21 protein-coding genes are annotated in these 25,147 nt (G+C 71.2%); 17 read left to right on the forward strand and 4 right to left on the reverse strand.

Going from position 1 to position 25,147, the window contains the following annotated elements:
* Positions 1-50: 50 nt before the first annotated feature.
* The 5 genes from SLV14N_RS02750 (at position 51) to SLV14N_RS02770 (ending at position 6,887) form a co-directional block, all read left to right on the forward strand.
* Positions 51-1,556 (forward strand): hypothetical protein, encoded by a 1,506-nt coding sequence (locus SLV14N_RS02750; protein ID WP_263267859.1) that lies wholly within the window; start codon positions 51-53, stop codon positions 1,554-1,556.
* Complete coding sequence (locus tag SLV14N_RS02755) at positions 1,553-3,238, forward strand: polysaccharide biosynthesis tyrosine autokinase (RefSeq protein ID WP_263267860.1); 1,686 nt, start codon at positions 1,553-1,555, stop codon at positions 3,236-3,238. The genes SLV14N_RS02750 and SLV14N_RS02755 overlap by 4 nt, the downstream gene beginning before the upstream one ends.
* Positions 3,235-4,806 (forward strand): oligosaccharide flippase family protein, encoded by a 1,572-nt coding sequence (locus tag SLV14N_RS02760; RefSeq protein ID WP_263267861.1) that lies wholly within the window; start codon positions 3,235-3,237, stop codon positions 4,804-4,806. The genes SLV14N_RS02755 and SLV14N_RS02760 overlap by 4 nt, the downstream gene beginning before the upstream one ends.
* Before the next feature lie 118 nt (positions 4,807-4,924).
* The gene (locus tag SLV14N_RS02765) at positions 4,925-6,436 is read left to right on the forward strand and encodes a fibronectin type III domain-containing protein (RefSeq protein WP_263267862.1); all 1,512 of its coding nucleotides are present in this window, start codon (positions 4,925-4,927) and stop codon (positions 6,434-6,436) included.
* 22 nt (positions 6,437-6,458) lie between these two features.
* Positions 6,459-6,887 carry an adenylyltransferase/cytidyltransferase family protein gene (locus tag SLV14N_RS02770; RefSeq protein WP_018091949.1) on the forward strand — a complete coding sequence of 143 codons (429 nt, stop codon included), beginning with the start codon at positions 6,459-6,461 and terminating at the stop codon, positions 6,885-6,887.
* A 66-nt stretch (positions 6,888-6,953) separates the two neighbouring features.
* Here SLV14N_RS02770 and SLV14N_RS02775 read toward each other — a convergent pair whose 3' ends face one another.
* Entirely contained in the window at positions 6,954-7,685 is a 732-nt protein-coding gene (locus tag SLV14N_RS02775) for a CDP-alcohol phosphatidyltransferase family protein (protein ID WP_263267863.1), read from the reverse strand.
* Between the two features lie 40 nt (positions 7,686-7,725).
* On the opposite strand from SLV14N_RS02775, the gene SLV14N_RS02780 reads away from it, so the two are divergent.
* The 4 genes from SLV14N_RS02780 (at position 7,726) to SLV14N_RS02795 (ending at position 11,736) form a co-directional block, all read left to right on the forward strand.
* Positions 7,726-9,024: a glycoside hydrolase family 55 protein gene (locus tag SLV14N_RS02780; protein ID WP_263267864.1), complete on the forward strand. Its 1,299-nt coding sequence runs from the start codon at positions 7,726-7,728 to the stop codon at positions 9,022-9,024.
* Between the two features lie 203 nt (positions 9,025-9,227).
* A complete protein-coding gene (locus tag SLV14N_RS02785) occupies positions 9,228-10,289 on the forward strand; it encodes a CoA ester lyase (RefSeq protein ID WP_208679563.1) in 1,062 nt (353 codons plus the stop codon).
* 5 nt (positions 10,290-10,294) lie between these two features.
* Entirely contained in the window at positions 10,295-11,167 is an 873-nt protein-coding gene (locus SLV14N_RS02790; RefSeq protein WP_259670082.1) for a CoA ester lyase, read from the forward strand.
* Between the two features lie 191 nt (positions 11,168-11,358).
* Complete coding sequence (locus tag SLV14N_RS02795; protein WP_208679564.1) at positions 11,359-11,736, forward strand: hypothetical protein; 378 nt, start codon at positions 11,359-11,361, stop codon at positions 11,734-11,736.
* A 135-nt stretch (positions 11,737-11,871) separates the two neighbouring features.
* Here SLV14N_RS02795 and SLV14N_RS02800 read toward each other — a convergent pair whose 3' ends face one another.
* Positions 11,872-12,273: a hypothetical protein gene (locus SLV14N_RS02800; protein WP_208687663.1), complete on the reverse strand. Its 402-nt coding sequence runs from the start codon at positions 12,271-12,273 to the stop codon at positions 11,872-11,874.
* A 161-nt stretch (positions 12,274-12,434) separates the two neighbouring features.
* Positions 12,435-13,718, reverse strand: a complete 1,284-nt coding sequence (locus SLV14N_RS02805; protein ID WP_208679565.1) for a PAS and helix-turn-helix domain-containing protein — start codon at positions 13,716-13,718, stop codon at positions 12,435-12,437.
* Between the two features lie 339 nt (positions 13,719-14,057).
* Here SLV14N_RS02805 and SLV14N_RS02810 point away from each other — a divergent pair, with 339 nt between their 5' ends.
* The 5 genes from SLV14N_RS02810 to SLV14N_RS02830 are packed head-to-tail and all read left to right on the forward strand — an operon-like array spanning position 14,058 to position 20,144.
* Entirely contained in the window at positions 14,058-15,434 is a 1,377-nt protein-coding gene (locus SLV14N_RS02810) for an acetyl-CoA carboxylase biotin carboxylase subunit family protein (protein WP_263267866.1), read from the forward strand.
* A complete protein-coding gene (locus SLV14N_RS02815) occupies positions 15,431-17,446 on the forward strand; it encodes a PEP/pyruvate-binding domain-containing protein (RefSeq protein WP_208679567.1) in 2,016 nt (671 codons plus the stop codon). The genes SLV14N_RS02810 and SLV14N_RS02815 overlap by 4 nt, the downstream gene beginning before the upstream one ends.
* Complete coding sequence (locus SLV14N_RS02820) at positions 17,443-18,774, forward strand: MFS transporter (protein ID WP_263267867.1); 1,332 nt, start codon at positions 17,443-17,445, stop codon at positions 18,772-18,774. Before SLV14N_RS02815 ends, SLV14N_RS02820 begins: the two co-directional genes overlap by 4 nt.
* Positions 18,775-18,796: 22 nt before the next feature.
* Positions 18,797-19,618 (forward strand): trans-aconitate 2-methyltransferase, encoded by an 822-nt coding sequence (locus tag SLV14N_RS02825; protein ID WP_263267868.1) that lies wholly within the window; start codon positions 18,797-18,799, stop codon positions 19,616-19,618.
* Positions 19,602-20,144, forward strand: a complete 543-nt coding sequence (locus SLV14N_RS02830; RefSeq protein WP_262038001.1) for a nuclear transport factor 2 family protein — start codon at positions 19,602-19,604, stop codon at positions 20,142-20,144. Before SLV14N_RS02825 ends, SLV14N_RS02830 begins: the two co-directional genes overlap by 17 nt.
* A gap of 16 nt (positions 20,145-20,160) precedes the next feature.
* Here SLV14N_RS02830 and SLV14N_RS02835 read toward each other — a convergent pair whose 3' ends face one another.
* Positions 20,161-21,300, reverse strand: a complete 1,140-nt coding sequence (locus tag SLV14N_RS02835) for an agmatine deiminase family protein (RefSeq protein ID WP_263267869.1) — start codon at positions 21,298-21,300, stop codon at positions 20,161-20,163.
* A 92-nt stretch (positions 21,301-21,392) separates the two neighbouring features.
* Between SLV14N_RS02835 and SLV14N_RS02840 the strand changes: the two genes are divergently transcribed.
* The 3 genes from SLV14N_RS02840 (at position 21,393) to SLV14N_RS02850 (ending at position 25,068) form a co-directional block, all read left to right on the forward strand.
* Positions 21,393-21,968 (forward strand): TetR/AcrR family transcriptional regulator, encoded by a 576-nt coding sequence (locus SLV14N_RS02840; protein WP_263267870.1) that lies wholly within the window; start codon positions 21,393-21,395, stop codon positions 21,966-21,968.
* A 380-nt stretch (positions 21,969-22,348) separates the two neighbouring features.
* Positions 22,349-23,656, forward strand: coding sequence for an MFS transporter (locus SLV14N_RS02845; protein WP_263267871.1), 1,308 nt, complete (start codon positions 22,349-22,351; stop codon positions 23,654-23,656).
* A gap of 116 nt (positions 23,657-23,772) precedes the next feature.
* A complete protein-coding gene (locus SLV14N_RS02850; protein WP_263267872.1) occupies positions 23,773-25,068 on the forward strand; it encodes a non-ribosomal peptide synthetase in 1,296 nt (431 codons plus the stop codon).
* Positions 25,069-25,147 lie beyond the last annotated feature (79 nt).

Genomic DNA, 25,147 nt, shown 5'->3' on the forward strand with positions numbered 1-25,147 from the left:
ATGTCCCTTAGATTGTGGTCGCTGGTGGGGAGTTGGGGGGAGGTGGGCCGATGCTGCACGGGAAACGTCCGGGCACCGCGGAGCCGGTGCGTGGCATCGCCGCACTGTGCTGCTGGGCGCTGCTGCTGGTGGTGCTGCTGCCGGTGCTGATCCTGCAGTCGCTCGACGCCCGTCTCGGTGCCGCGCTCGCCGTGCAGTGCGTGGTGGTGGTGCACACGGGTGCGGCGCTGGCCCGGGTGCTGACGGACGTCCGGGCGCGGCTGATCGCCTTCGGTTTCTGGCTCTTTTCCTATGTGTGGCTGGGACTTGCGCCGTTGGCGATGCTCGCGACGGACGCGTACCCGCGGGGTTTCGTCGTCGACGCGAACACCGCGTTCGTGACAACGGCCGTGGTGGAGACGGGACTTCTCGCCTACAGCGCGGGGTCGGCAGTGGCGTCCTGGCGGTCGGCGCGCACCTCCACGGTCCTCGAACCGCTTCTGGCCCGGCGGCTGTCGCCGGGGCGGGTGCTGCTGCTGTGCGGTCTGGCGCTGCTGCTGGCGGTCGCGCTGATCCCGGGTCAGGGCGGGCTGTCGGCGTTCTTCCTCAGCCGGCAGGCCGCCAACGAGGCGGCGGCGCAGGCTGCGCCGGCCGCGTCAGCGGACCGGGCGATGGCCGCCTGGGCCCTGTCGGTGCCGGCTTTCTGGGCGCTGGTGGGGCTGGTGCACGTACCGCGGTTCACGGCCGGCGACCGGACCCTGCGCGGATTACGGTGGCTGCTGCTCCCGCTGCTGATCGCGGTGAACGTGGTGGTCAACAACCCCATCAGCCAGCCGCGTTTCTGGGCAGGAACGGTCCTGCTGGCGCTGGTCTTCAGCGCCTCCTGGCTGCGCGGACCGCGGGCCTTCCGGATGGGCGCGGCGGTGGTGGCGGCCGTGGTGCTGGTGGTCTTCCCGTACAGCGACTACTTCCGCTACGACAAGCGGGAAGCCGTCCATGTCGTCTCGCTCGCCGAGCAGTTCACATCCAACGGTGACTATGACGCGTTCCAGCAGATCGAGACGGGCGTGGACTACGTCCGTACCCATGGCTTCACCCCGACGGCCGCGCTGGGCCCCCCGCTGTTCTTCGTGCCGCGGGCCGTCTGGCCCGGCAAGCCCGATGACGCGGGCATCCTGCTCGCCCGGCACGCCGGGTACACCTTCGAGAACCTCTCCGCGCCGTTGTGGATCGAGTCGTACATGTGGGCCGGCTTCCCGTCGGTCATCGCCGTCTTCGGCCTGATCGGCGCGGTGGGGCGACGCATCGACAACCTCCGGCACCGGCTGCGGCGGCACCCGGGGACCCTCGCGGCGCTGCTGGTACCGGCCTTCGGCTTCTACCAACTGGTGCTGCTGCGCGGCAGTTTGATGGCCATCGTGGGCCCGCTCGCGCTGCTGGTCTGTGTCCCGCTACTGATCACCCGTAAAACGGGACGGCGGGCCCTTCCGCCGTCCGCCGAGGACCCCGCGTGCGCCTCGACGTCACCAGCGCACCGCCCCGCCTTGCCTCTACCCACAGGAGGAGCACGTACGTGAGCGTCTTCGACGAGCCCGCGGAGGAGCCGGACCAGATCCGGGACCAGCTGCGCCAGCTCTTCCGGTATCGCGCCCTGGTCGTGCTGGGGCTGGTGCTGGGCATGCTCGGCGGTGGCGCCGTGTCCCTGCTCGGCGGTTCGACCTATACGGCGACCGGCGAGGTCGTGGTCCATGCGATCAGTACGGCGCCCTTCGAGGCCGGCGGGGTCTCGGTGGACAAGCAGATCAGCATGGGCACCGAGCGGCAGATCGCCCAGAGCGCCTCGGTCGCGGCCGGCGCGGCCAAGGCCCTCAAGCTGGAGACCGATCCGGCCGCGCTCCAGCGCGATCTGCGGGTGAGCAATCCGCCCGAGACCCAGACCCTGATGTTCGAGTACAGCGCGGATTCCGCGGACCGGGCGTCCGCGCTCGTCAATGCCTTCGTGCAGGCGTATCTGAAGTACCGGCAGGATGCCGCGACCCAGCGGATCGACAAGACCGTCGGCAAGCTGAGCGCCGAACTCAAGCCGCTGCAGGAACAGCGCAAGGTGCTGGACCGGCGGATCGCGGGCGGGAACGGTGCGGCGGGACGGGCCACCGATGAGTCCGAGCGCAGCAATCTGGTGTCGGAGATAGCGGATCTGCAGGGGCGGATCTCCAGCCTGAAGTCCCTCGACACCACGCCCGGTGACATCGTCCGCAAGGGCGATCCGCCGGCCTTCCCGTCCAGCCCCGGTCTCGCCGTGCTGCTGCTCGCCGGGGCCGTGGTCGGTCTGGTGCTGGGCATCCTGGCGGCCTGGATCCGCTCGGTGGTGGAGCCGCGGGTCCGGTCGGTGGCGGATGTGCAGGACAATCTGCGGGCACCGGTGCTCGGCATACTGCCGCGCCGGCAGGGCGGTACGGAGCTGCTGGAGGTCGGACGGACCGGCCGCGGCAACCGCGCGGAGGCCTACCGGACGATCGCTTTCCGGCTGGTGCACGACCAGCGCTTCGCGGGACGTGGCAGCCTGCTGGTCGTCTCGCCCCGGGAGAACGCGGAGGCCGTCTCGGTCGCGGTCAACCTGGCCGGTGCGTTCGCCGAGATCGGCAACGACATCCTGCTGGTCGAGGCCGATCTGCGCACTCCGCAGCTCGCCCAGCGGCTCCCGCTGCACCCCGGTCACGGACGTCCGGTGCCGGGCAGCTGGGCGGACGGCGAGCGGCGCGCCGTGGACGCGGGCGTGGACGGGCGGTTCGATCTGCTGCCCGGCCGGGAGGTGCCCAACCCGGCACGTGCCCTGTCCTCACCGCAGTTCGCGCGGCTGCTGAACACACCGTCCGGCCCGAACGAGCATGTCGTGGTCGTCACCGGGCCCCTGCTGTCACATGCGGACGGGCTGGCCGTCGCCAAGCAGGCGGCCGGCGTCGTCGTGGTCTGTGATCTCAACGAGGTCCGCCGGGACGATCTGGACCGGGTGTGGGAGCTGATCACCGGCGCCGGCGGGCACATCCTGGGGGCCGTCCTGGACAAGGGCAGCCGCGCGACGTCGCTGCGCCGGCTGACGGACGGCGGGCCGACGCACCGCAAGCGCGGCCGGGGCCGTCCGCGGGCCGCCGCGGTGGCACCGGCGCCCCGGCCCGGCCCGCCGCCGCCCCGCCTCGGCCCGGCACCGCAGGACGGAGCGTCCCCCCTCGACGCCGACACCACCTCGCTGCGCAGGTGACGGCCATCCGTCCGGCGGGCGCGGACGGCCGGTCCGCGCCCGCGGCGCCGGGAGGGGCCGCGGCCGGCGGGCGCGGAGTGGGCACGACCGCCCGCGGCAGCCTGTTCGGCCTGGCGGGTTCGGCCGCCAACGCGCTGTTCGGGTTCGTGCTCGTCGCCGTCATCACCCATGGCCTCGGGGCCCACGGGGCCGGTGCGGTCTTCACGGGTGTCGCGGCCTTCACCATCCTGAGCAATGCGCTGAAGCTGGGGGCCGATACCGCGCTGGTCCGCTTCGTCTCCCGGGACCTGGAACTCAGCGGCGGGGCCGGCGTACCGGCACTGCTGCGGATCTCGGTCCTGCCGACGCTGCTGGCGAGCGCCGCGGGGGCGGCCGTGCTGCTGTGCTCCCCCGGGCTCGCCGGCCTGCTGCTGCCCGAGCTGGACCCGGGCCAGGCCGCCGCGCTGATACGGCTGTTCGCGGTCTTTCTTCCGGTGACGACGGTGGCACTGGTGCTGCTCGGGGCCACCCGGGGGTACGGCTCGGTGGTGCCCTTCGTGGGTGTGGAGCAGATCGGCAAGCCGGCCGTACGGGTACTGCTCGCGGTGCCGCTGGTCCTGCTCGCACCGAGCGTGGCCGGGCTCTCCGCGGCCTGGCTGGCGCCCGGGGTGCTGGGTGCGGTGGCGGCCTGCGTCTCGCTGCGCCGGTCCCGCCGTGCGCATCCGGGCTCCGGTCAACCGCCGTCGCAGGCACGGGAGTTCTGGGCCTTCGCCGGACCGCGGGCGGTCTCCTCCGTCTTCGACATCGCCGCGGTGTGGGTCGGGGTGATTCTGCTGTCGGTGCTGGGCACCGGCACCGACGCCGGCATCTACACGGCGATCGGGCGTCTGGTCACCGCGGGGTCGCTGCTCCAGCTGGCGATCAGACTGGCGGTGGCGCCGCAGATCAGCCGGCTGCTGGCGGGTGGCGACACGCACGGCGCCCATCATCTGCACAGGCTGTCGACCCGCTGGATCGCGCTCTTCTCGTGGCCCGTTTTCCTGGTCCTCGCGGCCTACCCACGGACCGTGCTGTCGCTCTTCGGGCCCGGCTTCGACGAGGGCGCGGCGGGGTTGGTGGTGCTGGCGGCGGCCTGTCTGGTCAATGTCGGCGTCGGCAATGCGCAGACGGTCATCCTCATGGCCGGTCGGAGCGTCTGGAATCTGGTGGTTGCGGGCACCGCGTTCGTGCTCCAACTGGGCAGCGGGGTATGGCTGGTGCCGCGGTACGGGGTGCTGGGGGCGGCGGTGTCCTGGGGTCTGGCGATCGTGGTGGACAACGGTGCCTCGGCGCTGCTGGCCCGCTACCGCCTGGGCTTTCGCACCGTCGACCGGGGCTATCTGTCCGCCGCGGCGATCGGCATCGTGACGGTGGCGCTCCCGGTGTTCGCCCTGCGGACGCTTTTCGGGGACAGCCTTCCCGGCGCGCTTTTGGGAATTGTTTTAGCCATTGGGGCTTTCGGCGCGGCCGTCTGGCGCTATCGTTTGCCGCTGGGGGTAGGGGAGTTCTTCGGGGCGCTGCGCAAGCGTGGTTCGGGAAACTCACCGTGAACACCGGTCCCATTTCCGCACAGAACTCGTCGCGTTCCCACGTCCTACCCTGACAATTCCGATCGCGCCATGCTTCCAGGGGGGACCTGTGCGCCAAAGAAGCAGACCTGTCCATCTCTTGCTCGCCGCAGCGGTGCTGGGCACCGCATCGACGGCCCTTTCCGCCGGTACCGCTCAGGCCGCCGGTGAAACCACCCTCACCGCCGATCCGCTGAGCACCTGGCAGACCGACGGCATCGTATGGGCCATGGCCTACGCCAAGGGCATCGTCTACGTAGGAGGCACCTTCAGCCACATCCGGCCGCCGGGTGCCGCACCCGGTTCCGCCGGAGAGCTCGCCCGTAAGAACTTCGCGGCCTTCGACGCCAAAACCGGTGAACCGCTGCCGTGCGCCCCGGCGTTCACCGGCGGCACGGGCACCATCCGGGCCATGAAGGCCTCGCCCGACGGCTCGAAGATCTACATCGGCGGCTCGTTCGGGAAGGCCGGCCCGGTGGGCCGGTCCAACACGGCCGCCCTCAACACCGCCGACTGCACCATCGGTGCGGACTGGCAGCCGACGGTCAGCTCGACCGTCCGGGCCCTGGACGTCACCGCCGACACCGTCTACATCGGCGGCGGCTTCGCCACCGTCCAGGGACAGACCCGCGAGCGGATCGCCGCACTGCGGCCCGACGGCGAGCTGCTCCCGTTCAAGGCGACGATCCGTGGTTCCTCGGTCGGCAACGACCCCACACCGGCGGTCAACGCCATCACGGTCGCCCCCCAGCTCAACAAGGTCATCATCGGCGGCCGGTTCACCTCGGTGAACGGCAGCTGGCTGAGCGTGCACGCGCTGGCCGGGCTGGACGCGACCACCGGGCGGGTCGTCAACTCCTTCGCCGGCTGGATTCCCCAGAGGTCGGCGGTCAAGTCGCTTGTCAACGACGGGACCAACTTCTATCTGGGCGCCGAGGGCACCGGCGGCGGGGTCTTCGACGGCCGCGCGGCCGGCCGGCTGTCGGACGGCGCGCAGCTCTGGAAGGACACCTGCCTGGGCGCCACCCAGGCGGTACTGCCGTACAAGGGCGTCCTCTACAGCGGCTCCCATGCACACGACTGCTCCAACACCCCGGGCGGTTTCACCGATATCAACAACCGTCAGCACTTCCTGGCGCAGTCGATCTCGGACAAGACGATCCTGCCGTGGTTCCCGGACACCAACGACGGGATCGGCGAGCAGATCGGCCCGCGGGCGCTGACCGTGGGGGACGGCATCCTGTGGGCGGGCGGCGAGTTCACCACCGTCAATGACGCGCCGCAGCAGGGCCTGACCCGGTTCGCCGCGGGGCCGGACACCGGGGCGCCGCAGGTGCCGCTGCTCAGCGGTGCGAGCGGGTCCCGGGGCAAGATCACGCTGAACTGGAAGGCCTCGTGGGACCGGGACGACGGTGTCCTGACCTACAAGATCTACCGCGACGGCGAGTACCTGACCTCGCTCAACCAGGATTCGCGCTACTGGAACCGCCCCAACATGAGCTACACGGACACCGTGCAGCCCGGGGCTCAGCACCGGTACTCGATCGAGGTCACCGACGGCACGAACGTGTCCGGGCGCAATGGCCCGGTCTATGTGACCGCCAGAAACTGACCGAACGCCGAGTGGGGGGTAAATGACGCACCGAGTAGGTTATGCGCCGGGGGTCTATGACCTCTTCCATGTCGGGCACCTGAACATTCTCCGGCACGCGAAAAGCCAGTGTGACTATCTGGTGGCCGGCGTCGTCTCGGACGAAATGGCGATGCAGGCGAAAGGCCAGGCGCCGGTCATTCCGCTGACCGAGCGGCTGGAGATCGTACGCAGCGTCCGATTCGTGGACGCGGCATTCGTCGAGACGGTGCCCGACAAATTGGAGACGTGGCAGCAGGTGCGCTTCGACGTCATTTTCAAGGGCGACGACTGGCGGGGGACGAGCAAGGGCGACAAGCTCGAACGGGATTTCGCGACGGTCGGGGTCGAGGTGGTCTATTTCCCCTACACCGTGCACACGTCGAGCACCCTGCTGCGCAAGGTGCTCGACGGGCTGGCGAATTCGGCGTGACCGGAGGAACTGATCCGGTGCCCGGCCCGGGGCGCCCGCTCCGGTGAGGTGTCCGTCCCCGGCCTGTCAGCGGCCGGGTGCGGACAACTCGCGGTACCACTTCACCAGGAACGCCACCATGAACAGCAGATGGGCGGCGAGCAGGAAGCAGTAGGCAGCCAGGAACAGGTCCCGGCTGCCGAACAGCAGGAACAGGGCGCAGAACACTCCGTAGTCGACCGGCAGCAGGGCGACGGAGCGCAGCGTGGAGGCGGGTGCCGTGGGGGCCGGACCGCCCGCACCGCTCCGCAACCGGTCGGCGCGCTTGAGCTGTTCGGTGAGGATGCCGCCGAAGAAGACCATCACCGCGGCGAACTGGAAGGCGACGGGGAGGAGCAGGTACCTGGGGTCGGAGAAGCCGAAGTAGCGGTAGAACGAGAGGAGTACGGCCATGTGGAGGGCGAGCATCTTCGCGCAGTCGACCACATGGTCCAGCCACTCCCCCGCGGCGCTGCCGGTTCCGGTCAGCCGGGCGAGCTGCCCGTCGGCGGAGTCGAGGGCGAAACCGAGGACCAGCGCCGCGAAAATGCCGGCCGCCGCGGCGGGCGAGGGGCGGAGCACCGCAATCATGACCACACCGGCAGAGGTGAACACCGCGCTGATCATGGTGATTTGATTGGGTGTCAGTTTCATGGTGTAGCCCGCGGCGGCCAGCACCCGGCCGGCCGGCCGGTTCACATAACGCGAGTACAGGGACACCCCCTTCGCGGATTTCTGGGCCGCAGACAGCTGTCTGATCGCATATCCGAACTGGCTCATGTCCCCCACCTGATGAATGGACCCCCGAAGGAGCAACATCATGGCAGGCAGGACCTCTCCGTCAACCGGTGGCGCCGATCGCCGGACGGTGCTGGCGGGTACGGCCGCGGCGCTGGCGGCCGCCCTCACCGGGTGTGAGCCGGCATCCCCTGCCACCCGGCAGTCGTCCGACGACGCCAGGGCCCCGGTGGTCACCGGCCACAAGCCCAAGGGCAAGGACGTCATCGACGTGGTGGCGGACTGCGGCGCCAAGGGCGACGGACGCACCGACGACAGCCGGGCGTTCGCCCGTGCGTACTCCTACGCGGCCGGCCGGGTGTGGGACCACATCGGCCGCACCGTGATCGACATACCGGCCGGCACCTACCTCATACGCAAGCCCCACGCCCTGCTCAACGCCACCGGAGGAAAGCTCAAGGCCAATGGCTTACGGTTCCGCGGGGCCGGCAAACGCATGACACAGCTGCTCTTCGCACCGGCCGAGGCCGACAACGCCTATCTGTGCCGCAACGAGGACAGCTGGGCGAATGTGATGTTCGAGCAGCTGGGCTTTGTCGCCGCCACCCCCGGCGCCTCGTTCTTCTACTCCTACTCGACCGGTCAGGCCCAGGACTACCGCTTCACCGAATGCGAGTGGACCGGCGAGTGGACTTATGGCCTGGCGCTCGACGGCAGCAACACCAACTCGGAGATGCGCTGGGACGCCTGCCGTGTGGGGGGCGCCTACCGCAAGGCGTTCCTGTACTCCGGGCTGTCCGAGAAGTCGCTGAGCCACCGCCAGCAGGACCAGTTCCTCAACTACTGGTTCAACGACATGAAGGTCGAGTACGCCTGGGGCAACTTCCTGGAGTTCCCCTACGGCGGTTCCATCACCTGCCGCGGCGGCTCCTACATCGTCACCGGCCGCCGCCCCGAGGACTCCGCCGACTACGGACGCACCAGCACCTTCTTCCGCTTCCCGCGCGGCCCGCACCACGACTCCGTACAGCGTTTCCACGCCGAGGACATCCGCTTCGAGGTGCGCGACCCGGACACCGTGGTGATCGACTGTGCCTGGGACAGCGGGACGGTGCACTTCAACGACTGTGACGACACCGCGAACGCCTTCAAGCCCTTCGCCGAGGAGAGCAGCCCCCATCGCTACCGCATCGGCTCCCGGGGCCCGCTCGTGCGGTACGACTCCTGTCAGCTGTCCGGGCAGCACTCCTACGAGCAGGACGGGGGCGGCGCCGGCCCCCGGGCGCGCTACGACATGTGCCGTTTGCGCAATCACTCCCCGCAGGACTTCATCAAGGGCGCGGACGACCGGGTGAAGTTCGTCGACTGTCTGGGGGCCTGAGCGGGCCGCGGTGGGCGGGAACCCGACGGTGCGGGAACGCCGCTGACGGCCTGTGCGTCCGCGGCCCGCCTCCTCGCCGACGGTGACCAACGGCACACGTACTGGTCAGTAATGTTGCCCCTGGTCGGGCCTAGAGTGAGGGCCGCAATGGCGCCGCCGGGCACCGGCGGCGGCCCGCCCTCCGAGCCGACCAGGGAGACTGCATGCGTTCTCCGAAGGACTTCTTCCGCCCGCTGGCCGTCGGGGCGCCCACACCGGTACGCGAGGTACCGTTCCGGCCGTCCCGGATGATCCACTTCTTCGACCCGGGCAACGAGAAGATGGCCGCCAAGGCGCCGGCCATCGCGCCCACCGTGGACGTGCTGCTCGGCAATCTGGAGGACGCGGTCGCCGCCGACCGCAAGGAAGCCGCCCGGTCGGGCCTGGTGAAGATCGCCCAGGCCACCGACTTCGGCGAAACCCAGCTGTGGACCCGGATCAACAGCCTGGACTCGCCGTGGGCGCTGGACGATCTGCTGACGCTGGTCGGCGAGATCGGCGACAAGCTGGACGTGATCATGGTGCCCAAGGTCGAGGGCGCCGAGGACATCCACTACGTCGACCGGCTGCTCGCCCAGCTGGAGGCGAAGGCACAGATCCGGCGGCCGATCCTGGTGCACGCCATCCTGGAGACCGCCACCGGCGTCGCCAATGTCGAGGAGATCGCCGGTGCCAGCCCCCGGATGCAGGGCATCTCGCTCGGCCCCGCCGACCTCGCGGCCAGCCGCCGGATGAAGACCACCCGGGTGGGCGGCGGTCACCCCGGATACCTGGTCCGGGAGGACCCGCACGGCCCGGAGGGCGCCGCGCCGCGGGCCACCTTCCAGCAGGACCTGTGGCACTACACCCTCGCGCGCATGGTCGACGCCTGTGCGGCGCACGGCATCCTCCCGTACTACGGGCCGTTCGGCGACATCAAGGACACCACCGCCTGCGAGGACCAGTTCCGCAACGCCTTCCTGCTGGGCTGTGTCGGCGCCTGGAGCCTGCACCCGGTGCAGATCGCCATCGCCAAGAAGGTCTTCTCGCCCGCACCCGCCGATGTCGCCTGGGCCCGCCGGGTCATCGAGGCGATGGGCGACGGCACCGGCGCGGTGATGATCGACGGCAAGATGCAGGACGACGCCACGTACAAGCAGTGCCAGGTGGTCGCCGAACTCGCCGACGCCCTCGCCGCCCGCGACCCCGAGCTGCGCGACGCCTACGCCGCGGCCGAGAAGGAGTAAGACCCGTGTCCGACGCGATCCTGCGGCCGCGCCGCTCCGTGCTCTACATGCCCGGTGCCAATGAACGCGCCCTGGAAAAGGCCAAGTCCCTCCCCGCCGATGCGCTGATCCTCGACTTGGAGGACGCCGTCGCCCCCGACGCGAAGGCCGACGCCCGCAAGCGGGTCGCGGCCGCCGCGGCCTCGGGGGAATACGGCTACCGGGAGGTGACGATCCGGGTCAACGGCCCGGGGACCGCCTGGCACGCCGACGACCTCCGGGCCGCCGCCGAGGCCGGTCCGGACGCGGTGGTGGTGCCCAAGGTGGACTCCCCCGACACCGTGCGGGAGGTCGAGCGGGCGCTGGAGGCCGCCGGCGCTCCGGACCGTACGGCGATCTGGGCCATGGTCGAGACACCGCGCGCGATGCTGGACGCCCGTGCGGTCGCCGCCGCCAGTGAACGGCTCACCGTGCTGGTGATGGGCACCAACGACCTGGCGAAGGAGCTGCACGCCGAGCATGTTCCCGGCCGGGCCCCGCTGCTGACCGGACTGTCCCTGGCGCTGCTGGCGGCCCGTGACACCGGCAAGGCGATCCTGGACGGCGTCTACAACGACGTGAAGAACGCCGAGGGGTTCGAGGCCGAGTGCGTTCAGGGCCGGCAGTTCGGGTTCGACGGGAAGACGCTCATCCATCCCTCGCAGGTCGAACCCTGCAACCGGGCCTTCGCGCCGTCGGCCGACCAGATCGCCCGTGCGCAGAAGATCATTGACGCATTCGACGAAGCCACCCGCGAAGGGCGCGGTGTCGTCACCGTCGACGGCCGGATGATCGAGAACCTGCATGTCGAGGACGCCCGCCGGATCCTGGCCCTCGCCGAGGCGATCGCCGGACGCTGAGGACCGGCCCGCAGGAGGTCGTGCTTCCTGCGGGCCGCCGGTATGGCGGCGCGGAATTCCAGGGCCGTCACGGTGAATCCCATAATCGGACAGGGTGAATACGCGGGACTGGCCGTTGCTCAGGCTTGGTGGTGACGGGCATCCGGGATAGCAAGATCCCCGGGGACCCACCATGAGTGCAGGAGCACACAGTGAAGAATTCGGCACGCGTCAATGTCGTGATGGCAGGAGCCTGCGGTCTGCTCCTGGCCGCCGGTACGGTCTCGCCCACCTTGGCGTGGGCCGAGTCGTCCGGCGGCGACGGCATCTCGAACAGTGACACCGTCGCCCGCTTCGACGCCAGATTCCGCTGCGCGCACCGGGCCAGATTCTGTATCAACGGACCGGTGCTCAGCGGAAATCCCAGGAGATCGCAGAACGTTCATGTCTCCGGCACCGTCAGCAACAGCGGCAGCCCGACCAACACCAACGGAAACACCAACGACGACACCGGCGGCACGACCGGCGCGGCGACCAAGGCCAGCAACAACCAGCAGCACATCGGCCACGACGGCAACCAGAAACTGTGAGCGCCCGCTGAGCGCTCCGGCCCCGGGCATTCCGGGGCCGGAGCGGGTTCAGCGGCGACGACGACCGCCCGGCGACTGTGCCGGGCGGTCGTGTGCCGTCGGCGCGGTGCCGTATCCGTCGGCGCGGTGTCCGGATCAGTGGTGCAGGAATCCGAGTCCGAGGATGCGCTGGACGTTGTTGCTGCTGCCCGTCGAAGCACCGGTGACGGCGTTGGCGCCGTTGGTGGTTCCGTTGGTGTTGGAGAGGTTCCCGCTGTTGTTCGGGTTCCCGTGGTTGATGAAGTTGCCGCTGTGCAGGCTGTTGCCGCTGTTCACCGGACCGTTGACACAGGCGTGGGGTGACAGCAGCACGGGCGACCTGTAGTGGATCTGGCCCAGGCGGTTGTTGCAGACCACGCCGTTGACCGTGCCGGTCACGGTGCCCACATCGGCGTCCGCCACCGCGGAGAGCAGAGAGTCCGGAATGGTGACGGCCTGAGCCATTCCGCCACCGAACAGCACCAGCCCGCACGCCCCGACGACCGTTCCCGCCTGCATGATTCTTCTCACGACGCTCCTCGCCTCTTCATCCTTCTGATGCCAGACGTATCGTGCTGCCGCGGTCGGCCCGCACCGGCGTTCAACCCGCGGGGAGCAAAACCCCCGGCGGCCACAATCAGCCGGGTGGCCCAAACTCCGGGGCGACGACGGCAGGATCGTCAGGTGACGCTGTGTGGATGGCAGGCCGTCGCCGAGCGTGGCGGCCAGGCCTGGGGGGCGAGGATGCCCAGCACATAGGCGCGCGCGACCAGAGCGGGTCTGGTCGGGGCGTCCAGGAGATCGCGCAGCCGGCTGAGGTGGTAGTCGACGGTCTGCCGGGAGAGGTGCAGGGAGGTGGCGATCTCCGCATTGCTGCAGCCGGCGGCCAGCAGGGACAGGATGCGGACCTGACTTGCCGTCAGCGGCGGATGGGGCGCATGGGCGAGCCCCTGGTGGGTGATGACCGCCCAGACGCTGGTGGCACGGTCCGCACTGCGGCCCACCGTGGTCAGATGCAGCCGGGCGCGCCGCTGGTGACCGCGGGAGTCCACCAGCGCGACGGTCGTCTGGATGCGCCGGCTGCGGCGCGCTATCAGGTCGAGCCAGCTGCGGTGCAGCCCCGGTAATTCGGGGGCCGGGGCGAGCACGCTGTGCGCGCGGCGGCCGACGAGGTCGGAGAGCCGGGTCCGCAGCAGTTCGGCGGCCGCGGCGCTGGCCTGCTGGATCCGTCCGCCCGCGGAGATCAGGGCGCACGGCAGTCCGCTGTGATCGCGCAGTGCGTGCAGACTCTCCTCGGCCTCCCGGCGCTGGCGCAGGGCGCGGGTGTAGTCGCTGATGTCGATGTAGATGCCCGCCACGCAGGTCTGGCTTCCTTCGCGGACGGGGAAGCGATGGCCGACCGCCTGCCCTCCGGTGCCGTCGAAGCGGTGGTAGGTGAGGGTGTGCCGGACCGGTTTGCCGCGGTCGAGCACCTCCCGGTCCAGGCCCAGCACCTGCGCGGCGTCGGCCGGGCCGTCGACGTCGGCGACGTCCTTGCCGATGATGTGCTCCGGTGTGGTGCCGTACAGATGGGCGTAGGCGTGGTTCGCCCAGAGGTAGCGCCCGTTCGCGTTCCGGATGAAGGCCGCGGCGGGGGCGAGGTCCGCGAAGGCGTCGTAGCGGCGGGGGCCGGCCGGAGGGGGGCCGACCTCCACCGCCAGTCCACGGGAGCGGCCCTGCCGGGGCACGCCGAGGGGCCAGTTCACATCGAAGACACGACCGTCGAACTGTGCCTGCCAATGGCTGATTTCAGGTGCTGCGGCCGGCCCGGGAAGCTCCTTGCGCACGGTGTCGAGGAAGCGCTGGGCCGTCACCGTGTCGTCGAAGGCACCCCCGCCGCTGTCGATCACCCGTAGCTCACGGTCGGCCTCCCACCAGGACACCGGAAGGTGTTCGAGCAGCGACTTCAGACTGGTCTCGTCCACGACGGGCCCCTTTGCGGTGAAGAGTTCAACGGGTTCGGACGGCGCGCCACCGCCATGCGTATCCCCCGGCGTCCGGTGGCATGCCCGGTTCTCGGCCGATCTGGCGACGTCCGTGCACCTCCGCGGCCCCGCGGGCGCGCCATACGGCATCACGGAACCTTCACGACGGCCTGGCGGTACCCACAACTCTGGCATTTGCCTGAGCGGTTGCGGCCCGATCAGGGGAACGGTGGGCCGCACGGCTGCTTCGCTTGAGGGACGGCGTTCGGATTCCGGGGGGCCGGACGCTGTCCAGCCGTTTCCGATGGTTCCCATCGTATGAAAAGGAGTCGGATTCCAGTGAGCAAGGTGCTGTTCGTGTATGCCAAGGGTGGTCCGCCCTTGGGGTACGCCCTGTCACGGGTCGCCGCACGGTCGGCAGTGCACCTGCTGGCGCTCAGCGCGCTCCCTCCCACCGTGGCCGCGTCCGCTGACCGGCTGTGCGCTTCGGTCCTGCGCCCCGCCGAGTCCGAGCGGCACGACCTGGTGTCCCTGATCGTCTCCCGGGCCCAGGCGGTGGGCGCGGACGCGGTCGTCACCTTCTCCGAGTACGCCGTCGTCGCGGTCGCGGAGGCCTGCGAGAAGCTGGGCCTCGCCGGGGCGGGCGGCAACTGCGCCCTGGCCCGCGACAAACGGATGATGCGGCGCACCTGGCAGGAGCGGGGCATATCCCAGCCCCGGTTCCGCCCCGTCGCCACCGAGCGGGATCTGCACGACGCGGCCGCCTCGCTCCGCTTCCCCCTGCTGCTGAAGGCCGCCTGGAGCGCCGGCTCCACCGCGCACCGGATCCTGCGCTCCGCCGATGACGTACCGGCGGCCTGGGAACGGGCGCGGGAGGTGATGGCCGAATCCGCGCAACTGGGCTACGCCGAACTCCATGTGGCCGACGCCGGGGCGGACTTCATCGTCGAGGAGATCGTGCCGGGCACCGCCACCGAGTGGTTCGACCAGGAAGGCTGGGGCGACTACGTCAGCGTCGAAGGCGTCGTCGTGAACGGCGACTTCCGTCCGGTCTGTCTCAGCGGGCGGATGCCGACGGTGGAGCCGTTCACCGAACGCGCCGGCATCACCCCCGCGGCGCTGCCGCACGACGCCCAGCAGCGCGTCGTGGCCCTGGCGCGCGACGCCGTCGATGCGCTGGGGCTGCAGAACTGCGGTACGCACACCGAGATCAAGCTCGGCGCCGGCGGGCAGATGTGGGTGATCGAGACCGCCGCCCGGTTCGGCGGGGCGATGACCGTCCCCCAGATCGAGGAGGTCTTCGGCCTGGATCTGATCGGTATGCTCACCGACCATCTGCTGGGGCGCCGGGGCTCCTGGCCCGGCGAGGTGCGTACCCCGCAGGAGGCGCACGGCGCGGCCGGTTCCCTGGTCGTGCTGGCCGTCGACGGCGCCGGTGAGGCCTGGCCGGACCAGCGGGTCTGGGACTTCCCGACGGTGCGGGACGCCGTACCGCTCAGCGTCGGCAGCCATCTGTCCGTGGTGGCCGAGAACTCGCTGCCGGACGGGACTCCGGTGCCGGTGTACGACCCGGCCGCGGGCGCCAACACCATGGCGGCGCTGTGCCTGCTGTCCGCCACCGACCCGGAGACCGTGATCCGCGACTTCCGGACCCTGGTGGACGCCCTGCCGCACGTCCTCCCCACGGCCGGCGTCACCACGGAGGGGCGCTCATGACTACCACCGCCGTTCTGCCCTCCGGCACCCCGGGCCCCGTCACCGACCGCACCGTCATCGGTGAGAACCTCTCCCTGCCGCTCTTCCGCACCCTGTCCGGAGTCCTGGCCGGTCACCCCTACCTCAAGGTCGTCGTGGACCGGGTCGAGGACACCTGGCATCTGCTCGACACCGCCGTCCACCCCTTCCATGTCAACTACATCGCCACCCGCGTCCTCGGCATGGAACTGGCGGAGCTGGACTCCTGCCTGGACGCCTTCAACGCCTCGGTCTACATGGACCCCGAGCGCCGCTTCCTGCTGGGTGTGCTCTCCCTGCACACCGACGAGGACGCCGAAGGCCGGGAGCGGCCCTTCCTCGTCATGGAGACCACCGAGGCCGACACCATGCACGGGCGGCTGCTGGAGGAGTTCTACACCTTCGTCCGGCACCGGGTCGACGGCCGCCTGCCGTTGCTGCTGAAGCCGGCGAACCACGGGCAGGAGCACGAGCTCGCCGCGATCAGCGACGTGCGGGTGCCGCGGATCCTCGGCCATCAACTCTTCGGCAACCGGACCCGTACCCCGCTCAACCCGGGTGAGGCCGTCGGCCGGCTCCGCTACTTCCGGACCCTTGAGGAGTACACGGCCGCGGCCGACGGGCTCGGCTGGTCCGACATCGTGGCCATGCCGTGTCTGCCGGACGATGTGCCGCGGGTGGCCGGTTTCCTCAACACCTCACCGGGCACCCCGCTCTCGCACACCAATGTGCTGGCCTCCGGCTGGGGCATCCCCAACGCGATCGTCCGCGATCTGGAGCGCATGGTCGACGCGGACGTCCTCGACGGCGCCTGGGTCCGCTACCGGGTCCAGGACGACGAGATCACCCTCGTCCCGCTGACCCATGCCCCGACGCTGGACGCCCCGGCCTGGCACCAGCAGCGCATCCGGATGGAACCGCCGCTGCTGGAGGACGTGCCCGCGCTGTGGCTGCACCGGCTGCGCCGCGCCGACCGGGACCGGTACGGGACCAAGGCCGCCAACCTCGGCGAGCTCCATCACGTCCTGGACAGCCGCACCGCCGACCTCACCGCCTTCTACGGACAGCCGCGCCCGCCCCGCGCCGACCTCTACGGCCACCTCGCGGCCCGGCTCGGCGCCAAGGACGCGACGGGCGCGGAACTGCGTTCCCTGGCGGCCGACTTCGTGGCCGGGGTGATCGCGGCGCCCAACGGGATCGCCCTCCCGTTCGCCCTGCAGCACCGCTTTCTGACGTCCTCGCCGGCCGTGCAACAGGGCCTCGGCAGGCTCAAGATGGCGCTCGAACTCGACGCCGTCGACGCGCTGGACGCGGTCTGTCTGCATCTTCAGCAGCTCATACGGAACACTCCGATGCCCGAGGACGTCTCCCGCCAGATCACCTCGGCCCTGCCCGGCGGTCCGGACACCGGCAGCCGTCTGGTGGTGCGCTCCTCCTCCAACGCCGAGGACCTTCCCGGGTTCTCCGCGGCCGGGGTCTACGACTCGGTCACCACCGTCCACGGCGCGGACGAACTCCTCGACGCGGTACGCCAGGTGTGGGCCTCCCTGCTGTCGCCGCGCAGTGTCCGGCTGCGCCATCAGGCGGGCATCTCCCTCGACGACACCTACATGGGCGTGATCATCCAGGAGTATGTGCCCGCGGACCTCGGCGGAGTCCTGGTGACCTGCAACCCGACCCGGCGCGAGGACTTCCGCAATGTCTACCTCAACTGCTCCCCCGGCTCGCCCGAGACGGTCGTCGACGGTACGACGCTGCCGCTGCAGTACCTGTACAACACGGTGGAGGGCGGCGGGCGCACCGTCGCGCTCGGCTCGTCCGGCCAGGACCTGCCGGTCGGCACCCGGGACAAGCTGGCACGGCTGGCGCTGACCGGGCGGCTGCTGCAGTCCCACTTCAGCGAGACCGATGTGGACCATCCGCTCGACATCGAATGGCTGATGACCGATCAGGGGGACTTCCGCCTGGTCCAGATCCGCCCCTACGCACTGTGATCCGCCGGTTCACCGGCCCGCTGCGCGCCCGCAGGAACCGGACCTCGGGCGCGCCGCTGACACCACGGGCCCGCCGGATCATCCGGCTGAACAACGGCTTCCAGCTGCTGTTCAACCTGTTGTGGTGGATGCCGGTCTTCTACGCCTACCAGCGGGAGGCGGGGCTCTCCGACGGGCAGATCTTCGGCATCCAGAGCATCTACTACGTCGCGTTCTGCCTATTCGAGATCCCGACCGGGATGGTGGCCGACCGTATCGGCGCCCGCAACTGTCTGCGGGCCGGCGCCGTGGTGATGACCGCGGCGAACCTGGCACCGGTCCTCTCGCCCAGCTACACCGGCTTCCTGGTGCACTTCCTGGCCATCGCCGCCGGCCGCTCGCTGACCTCCGGCGCCGCCAGCGCCTATCTCTACGACGGCCTGGCGGCCGAGGGCGCGGGAGAGCATTACCTGAAGGCGGAGGGGCAGGCACGGGCGCTGGGGCTGGCGGCGAAGGTGCTGTGCTGGCCGCTGGTCGGGCCGCTGATGGCCGTTGCGCACGCCACGCCGTATGTGCTGAGCGCCGCGAGCGCGGCGGGCTCGCTCGTCTGTGCCGTGGTGCTGCCGCGGCAGGCCGCGGCCCGGCACGGCGGCCCCGGTGGCGCCGGGAAGGCGTCGCGCGGCGGCCCGGCCTTCCTGCGCGATGCCGTCTCGGCGCTGCGCTGGGTGTGGGCCACGCCCTGGCTCGCGCTGCTCATGGTGCAGGGCGTCGCGGTCTTCACGCTCTCCCGTATCTGCCAGGTCAACCTCTTCCAGCCGGTGCTGCTGGACCACGGCATCCCCGAGAGCTCGCACGGCGGGGTGCTGGCCGCGATGACCGTCGCGGAGGCGGTGGCCTCGGCCCGTCCGCAGTGGCTCGGCTCCCGGCTGTCACCGGTGGCCTGGGTGTCGCTGCTCAGCCTGGCGATGGCGGGCACGCTGGCGGGCAGCGTCCTGGGCGGGCCGTGGACCGTGGTCGCCCTGCTGTGCCTGTTCGCCGCGGTCACCGGCTTCGCCTATCCGCTCCAGCGCAAGCTGGTGAACGACGCCATCCCGGCGGGAGCGCCACGGGCCACCCTGCTGTCCGTCGAGAGCATCGTGGACCGGGGCGTGTGTGCGCTGGCGGCCGTGGCCGCGGGAGCCTATCTCTCGGCGGGCCGGCTGGACGCGCTGCTGTGGCACAGCGCTCTGGTGACCGGTGTGGTGATGCTGGTCCTGCAGCTGGTCCTGCGGCGTGCCCCGGGCCGGCGCCGGAAACCGCCGGCGGCGGAGCCGGCCACGGAGCTGGTCACCACAGCAGGAAACCCCTGAGCGGCACCGTCATACTGGGGGCGTGCGGGCTACGGAAGCCGGGCGCTACGGCGAAGGTCTGTTCCGCCCGGAAGAGACCGGCGAGGCCGGCCGTATCGATCTGGGAGCGCTCGCCTATGACGAGGCGAGCGCCGCCCGGTTGGCGGCGCTGGGCGCCGGGCCCGGCTGGCACTGCCTGGACGTGGGTGCGGGCACCGGCACCGTCGCACGGTGGCTGCTGGAGTCGGCCGGTGTCACGGGGGTCCTCGCGGTCGACCGTGACACCCGGTCCCTGGACGCCGGACGGACACCGGGGCTGTCGACGCTGACGGCCGACATCACCGCGCCGGACTTCGACCCCGGCCGGTTCCAGCTGGTCCACGCCCGGTTCGTGCTGATGCATCTGCGCTCGTGGCGCCGCATGATCGCCAAGCTGGGTTCGCTGGTGGCACCCGGTGGTGTGCTGGTGCTCAGCGATGCCGTGGACCTGACGACCGCCGGGGCGCCGGCCACCCCGTACACCACGGTCATGCGGGCGATGTGGCAAGGGCTCCGGGAGTCCATCGGCACGGACATCTCCTGGGTGCCCGACTATCCGTACCTGCTGCGGGAGGAGGGCCTGCACCGGGTGGCCGCCGAGATGCACGTCCCGCCGTTGGTGCCGGGCAGTCCCCTCAGCCGCTTCTGGGCCGATACGTGGGACCGGGCACGGGGCGCCATGCTGGCGACGGGGCAGGTGGACGAGGCACAGATCGAGCGGGCCCGGCGTGCGCTGTCGTCGGACGAGTGCACCGGTCTCTCCCCCGGGATGCTCACCGCCTGGGGCTGGCGGACCGAGGAGGCCGGCCGTGACCAGCACCTCTGACCGGGAACGGGAGCGGGTGTGGGAGCTGCACACCCGCAGCGAGTTCCGCACCCTCGATCTCGACACGACGATGGCCACCATGTCCGACGCCCCGGAGGTGCTGCATGTGCCCACGGCCATGGGCGCCCGTGGCAGGGCGTCCGTACGGCACTTCTACCGCCGCTGGTTCGTGGGACACAACGCGCCGGATTTCGCCCTCGCGCCGCTGACCCGGACCACGGGCGGCTCACGGATCGTGGACGAGATGCTGGTCTCGTTCACCCATGACGTGGAGGTGCCCTGGATCCTTCCCGGGGTGCCGCCGACCGGGCGGCCCGTCGAGATCCCGGTCATCGCCGTGGTGTCGTTCGACGGGCCGCTGATCTCCGCTGAGCACATCTACTGGGACCAGGCCGCGGTCCTCGGCCAGACCGGACTCCTTCCAGCGGAGACGATGGCGCGGCTGCCGGTCGTGCTGGATCAGCGCGGGACGCTGGCGGACGGCCCGCTCAACCAGCTGGCGGGGCGCGGCCACGGGCGGGGCTGAACCGGTCCGTTGAGAGTCAGCCCGCCTTGGGGAGTTGCTGGGTGGAGCAGTGGATACCGCCCCCGCCCTCGCCGATGTTGTCGACGGGCAGTTGCACGACCTCCCGCCCCGGGTACTGCTCCCGCAGGACGGCGGCCGCCTTGCTGTCGGCCTTCCGGTCGCCGAAGCGGGGCATGATGACCGCGCCGTTGGCGACGTAGTAGTTGACGTAGCAGGCCAGGAATCCCTTCCCGCGTCGCCCGATGTCGGCCGGCTCGGGCAGCTCGACGACCTCCAGCCGCTTCCCCCGGGCGTCGACGGCCCGCTCCAACACCTTGCGGGCCTGTTCGTAGGCGCCGGTGAAGTCATTGCGGGGGGCGTGCTGCGCGGGGGTGCTGAGGACCACGACGCCGGGTGCGGAGAACCGTGCCAGCGCGTCGATGTGATAGTCCGTGATGTCCTTGCCCTTGACGCCCTTCACCCAGATCACCGTCGTGGCGCCGAACAGGTCCTTGAGCGCCCGTTCGAGGTCATCGCGGGACCTGCCGGGGTTGCGGTTGTCGTTGACCAGGGAGCTCTCGGCCACCATCAGGGTGCCCCGGCCGTCGCCCTCCACCGCCCCGCCCTCGCTGACGAGCGGGGCCTTGATCCTGGGGAGCCGCTCGTCGGCCAGGATCGCGCGGGCGACCCGGCGGTCGTGGCCGTGCTCCTGTTTGCCACCCCAGCCGTTGAAGTTGAGGTCGACGCCGGCGACGCCGTCGGGGCCGAGCACGAAGACCGGCCCGGTGTCGCGCATCCACAGGTCGTCCACCGGGGTCGGCACGACCTCCACCCCGGAGCCGCAGGCCCGCTGCGCCGCCTTCGCCTCCCGGCCCCCGGCCAGCAGCCGCACCGGCTCGAACTCGGCGATGGTGCGGGCGAGTCGGGCGATGTCGGCACGCACTCCTGCGGTGTCCGGTCCCCAGATCCGCCGGCCGGGCCAGGACATGTAGGTCGCCTCGTGTGGATGTGCCTCGTCGGGCAGCCGCCTTCCGCCGGCCGACCGCGCCGCCGCGGGGGCGGCGCCTGCCTCGCGCGGCGCGGAGCCCCCGCTGTCCGGTGTGCCGCAGCCGCTCAAGGCTCCCCCGAGGGCGGCGACGGCCGCCGCCTGCAGTGTCTGACGTCGGGATATTTCCACGATCAGCTCCTGACTGAAAATTTGGTCAGGACGATGCTAGGGCATGATCGGACCCGAGACACCTTGATTTCTTCGGACAGCGGGAGCATGCGATGCCGGACAGGCCCACCCAGATCCTCGAAGCCGCCGCCCGGCTGATCGCCCGGCGCGGCGTCCGCGGGCTGCGTGTCGAGGAAGTTTCCGCGGAGGCCGCCGTCTCGACCGCGCTGATCTACTATCACTTCAAGGACCGCGCCGGACTGCTGCGCCGCACACTGGAGTTCATCAGCCGGCGCGCGGTCCGCTACACCGACGCCGCACTGGATGCCTCCGACGACCCCCGTGCTCAGCTCACGGAGATGCTGCTGCTGGAGCTCCAGGACACTCCCCAGGTCAAGGAGAACAGCGCGGCCTGGGGCGAGTTGCGCGCCACCGCCGTCTTCGACCCGGACCTGCGGGAGCTGCTGGCCGCCGCGACCCGTTCCTGGGTGGAGGATCTCGCCGGGCTGCTGCGCCGGGCCCAGGAGGCGGGTCCGGACGGGGCCGGGACCGACCCGTATGCGGCGGCCGAGCGGCTCACGGCATTGGTCGAGGGCCTGAGCGAACGCTGGCTGAGCGGGACCACCTCGCTCCAGCGGGCCCACGAGCTGCTCCGCGGCGCCGTCGATACGGAACTGAGGCCGCTCTGACGGGTCTTGCGGCCGCGGCCGCCCGGGGAGCGGCGGGGCATCCGCGTTTGCGCAGGTGAGCCGCCCCGCCACCCCGGGACCGTGACGTCGGAGCGGATGCCATAGCGGATGAACAAAGCGCTTCGGTCAATAAGCGGACATCGACGACTGTTTTCGGTCGGAATCCATCACGTCACGCTCTGCACATGATCGCCCGGTCTCCCCCTGCGGCCACCACCGCATTCCTCGTTCGTCAGAAACGCAGCAGGTGGCAGTCCTCCGGCCGTTGCTGGGATCTGGCGGAAAATTTTTTGTCGTGATGGGCAAATGGTGAAGAAAGCCGACCGAAAGTGTGCATCGGGTTTTGACCATTGATCGGCCGCTCCGCGATGGTCCTTCGTATGCCCGCCATACCCCGACCCGCGGCCAGCGGCCCTCTGCGCCTGCGCGACTTCCGTCTTCTGCTCGCCGGTGCCGCGGCCGGACAACTCGGCGCCCAGGTCACCCTGGTCGCCCTGCCCCTCGTCGCGGTACTTGAGCTCAACGCCCCCGCATTCCAGGTGGGGTTGCTCACGGCCGCCGAGACCGCCGCGTTCCTGCTGGTCGGGCTGCCGGCCGGGGCCTGGGTCGACCGGATGCGCAAGCTGCCGCTGATGATCCGGGCCGATGTCGTACGGGCCGTGGCGATGGCGAGCATCCCCCTGGCCGCCGTCGCCGATGTGCTGACGATGGCGCAGCTGTATCTCGTCGCCCTGGTCACCGGTGTGGCGACGGTCTTCTTCGACGTGGCCCACCAGAGCTTCCTGCCCCAGCTGCTGCCCAAGGAGCATCTGGTCTCGGGCAACGGGGCGCTGGAGACCATCCGTTCCTCCGCGCAGGTGGCCGGTCCCGGGCTCGGCGGCGGTCTCGTCCAGCTGCTCGGGGCGTCCCTGGCCATCGTCGCCGACGCGGCCGGCTATGTGCTCTCGGCACTGTTCCTGTGGGGCATCAAACAGCCCGAGAGCCGCCCGTCGCGCGTCGCCGGTTCGTCCCTGCGCCAGGACATCGCCGAAGGGCTGCGGTTCGTGTGCGGGCACCGCCTGCTGCGCGTGATCGCGGTGACGACCGGCCTGGCGAACTTCTTCACCGCCACACTGATGGCCACTCAGTCCGTCTTCCTGGTGCGGGTGCTCGGGCTGGCCCCGGGAGTGGTGGGCCTCGTGCTGGCCGCCTCGGCGGTGGGAGGGCTCACCGGCGCACTGTGTGCGGGCCGGCTCGCCGCCCGGCTCGGCCAGGCCAGGATCATCTGGCTGTCCCTGCTGGCCACCGGCCCGTTCGCGCTGCTGTGGCCGCTGTCCGGACGCGGCGCGGGCGCCGCACTGTTCGCCGTCGGCTCCGGTGTGGTCTTCTTCGGTGCCGTCGTCTACAACGTCGCACAGGTGAGCTTCCGTCAGGCGCTGTGTCCGCCCCGGCTGCTCGGCCGGATGAACGCCACCCTGCGCTTCCTCATGTGGGGCACCCTGCCGCTCGGGGCCCTGGCCGGCGGTGCGCTGGCCGATGCGTTCGGCGCCCGCACGGCGCTGGCGTGGTGCGCGGCCGGAATCCTGGTCGTCCCGCTGCCGCTGCTGCTCTCCCCGCTGCGCCGGATGCGGCACCTGCCGGCCGCCGACGCGGCCGAGGACGCCCCGGCCGATTCCGCGGACCCGGCCCAGCCCGCGTCCGTCGGCTGACGACCGAGGACCGACGGACGACCGCCGTATCCGGCCCCGCCCGTCCCTCCCCCCCACACGGCCTTCCCCCCGCATCCCCTCCGGCGATGCGGCTCCGTCACGACAAAGAGGATCACGTGCTCAGCATCACGAGCCAGTACCTGGCCCGCTACCGGCGGCTCGCCGCCGGTGACGGCAGCCCGGTCCTGCTGCCCGTCACGGGCGCCCAGCGTCGCTTTGCGCTGGTGCGTGCCATGGACCCCGCCGGGCGGCCGGATCTCGTGCCGATGTTCTTCGCCTTTCCGCGCGGCACGGTGGACCCCGTACGGCTCGCGGCGGCCGCGAACCGGCTCGCCGCCCGGCACCCCGTGCTGCGTGCCCGGCCCACCGTGCTGCGCGGCACCCCCGTACTCCGCCTGGAGCAGCCGCAGGTCCCCGTGACCCCGGTGGCCTGCGCGCCCGGCGAGGACGCGGCCGCCGTGCTGCGCCGTGCCCTGGGCCGGTGGGCGCCGGAGGGCTCACCGCTGCGGCTGTTCCTGGTGCCGGACGGTCCGGAGGGTGCCGAGGAGGTGCTCGCCGTCGTACTGGACCACAGCGCGTGCGACGGCCAGTCGCTGGACCGGATCGTCGCAGAACTCGGCGCCGGCTACGACGAAGGTCCCGGCGCCGACGGCCCCTCGCCCGCCGACGTCGCGGCCGAGCTGGCCGACTACCGGGAAGCCGTGCTGCGGCAGCTCGACGCGGAGGAACGCGCGGGTGCTCCGGACTCCATGGCGTACTGGGGCGGACGGCTGCGCACAGTACGCGAACAGGCCCCGGTGGCACAGCCGGAACCCCTCTCCCCCGGTGCGCTGCCGAGCGGCTCGGCGACCCTGCGGATGCCCGCGGCCCCCGACGGGGTGCCCTTCCCCGAGCTGCTCCACGCCTGCCGGGCGGCGGCAGCGGTGCTGTACGGAGCGGGCCATGTGGTGCCGCTCGGCTACCCGTGGGGCGGCCGGCCGGCCGGTGCCGCTCCGGTGCTCGGCTGCTTCCTCAACACCGTGGTCTTCCCGGCCGCCACGGGCGAGACGCCCTCCGCGTCCGCGACGGCAGCTGCCTGGTGGGACGACCTGGACCATGCCGCCACCCCCTTCGACGCCGTGGTGCACGCCGCCCGCGCGGCCGGCTCCGGCTGGAGCGGCCGGCTCGACGGCATGCTGACCGTCGACGACTCCCGCCGCCGGCCCCCGCTCTGCCTGGGCGGGGTGACCGGCCGGGAGATCCATGTCGACGGCAGAGCGGTCCGCGGCCCGTTCGCGGTCTCCGTCACCCAGGGCTCCGAACTGCGGCTGCGCATGGTGTGGGACCGCGCGGTCCTCCCCGACCGCACCGCCGAGAGCGCCTTCACCGCCCTCGCCGACGCGGTGCGGACACCGGCACCGACAGCCGGCTGACCCACCCCGGGGGCCCGCCCCCGCACCCACCGACCGAACACCGCCAGACCTGCCGCGCGATCCGTGGCGCGGTCTGCGC

This window comes from Streptomyces sp. Je 1-4 4N24 (assembly GCF_026239515.1).
Taxonomy (GTDB): Bacteria; Actinomycetota; Actinomycetes; order Streptomycetales; family Streptomycetaceae; genus Streptomyces; species Streptomyces nigrescens.

Coding starts and splice junctions, on each gene's coding strand:
- SLV14N_RS02750 (WP_263267859.1), top strand. CDS start 51: ATGCTGCACGGGAAACGTCCGGGCACCGCGGAGCCGGTGCGTGGCATC.
- SLV14N_RS02770 (WP_018091949.1), top strand. CDS start 6,459: ATGACGCACCGAGTAGGTTATGCGCCGGGGGTCTATGACCTCTTCCAT.
- SLV14N_RS02775 (WP_263267863.1), bottom strand. CDS start 7,685: ATGAGCCAGTTCGGATATGCGATCAGACAGCTGTCTGCGGCCCAGAAA.
- SLV14N_RS02780 (WP_263267864.1), top strand. CDS start 7,726: ATGGCAGGCAGGACCTCTCCGTCAACCGGTGGCGCCGATCGCCGGACG.
- SLV14N_RS02785 (WP_208679563.1), top strand. CDS start 9,228: ATGCGTTCTCCGAAGGACTTCTTCCGCCCGCTGGCCGTCGGGGCGCCC.
- SLV14N_RS02800 (WP_208687663.1), bottom strand. CDS start 12,273: ATGCAGGCGGGAACGGTCGTCGGGGCGTGCGGGCTGGTGCTGTTCGGT.
- SLV14N_RS02815 (WP_208679567.1), top strand. CDS start 15,431: ATGACTACCACCGCCGTTCTGCCCTCCGGCACCCCGGGCCCCGTCACC.
- SLV14N_RS02840 (WP_263267870.1), top strand. CDS start 21,393: ATGCCGGACAGGCCCACCCAGATCCTCGAAGCCGCCGCCCGGCTGATC.
- SLV14N_RS02845 (WP_263267871.1), top strand. CDS start 22,349: ATGCCCGCCATACCCCGACCCGCGGCCAGCGGCCCTCTGCGCCTGCGC.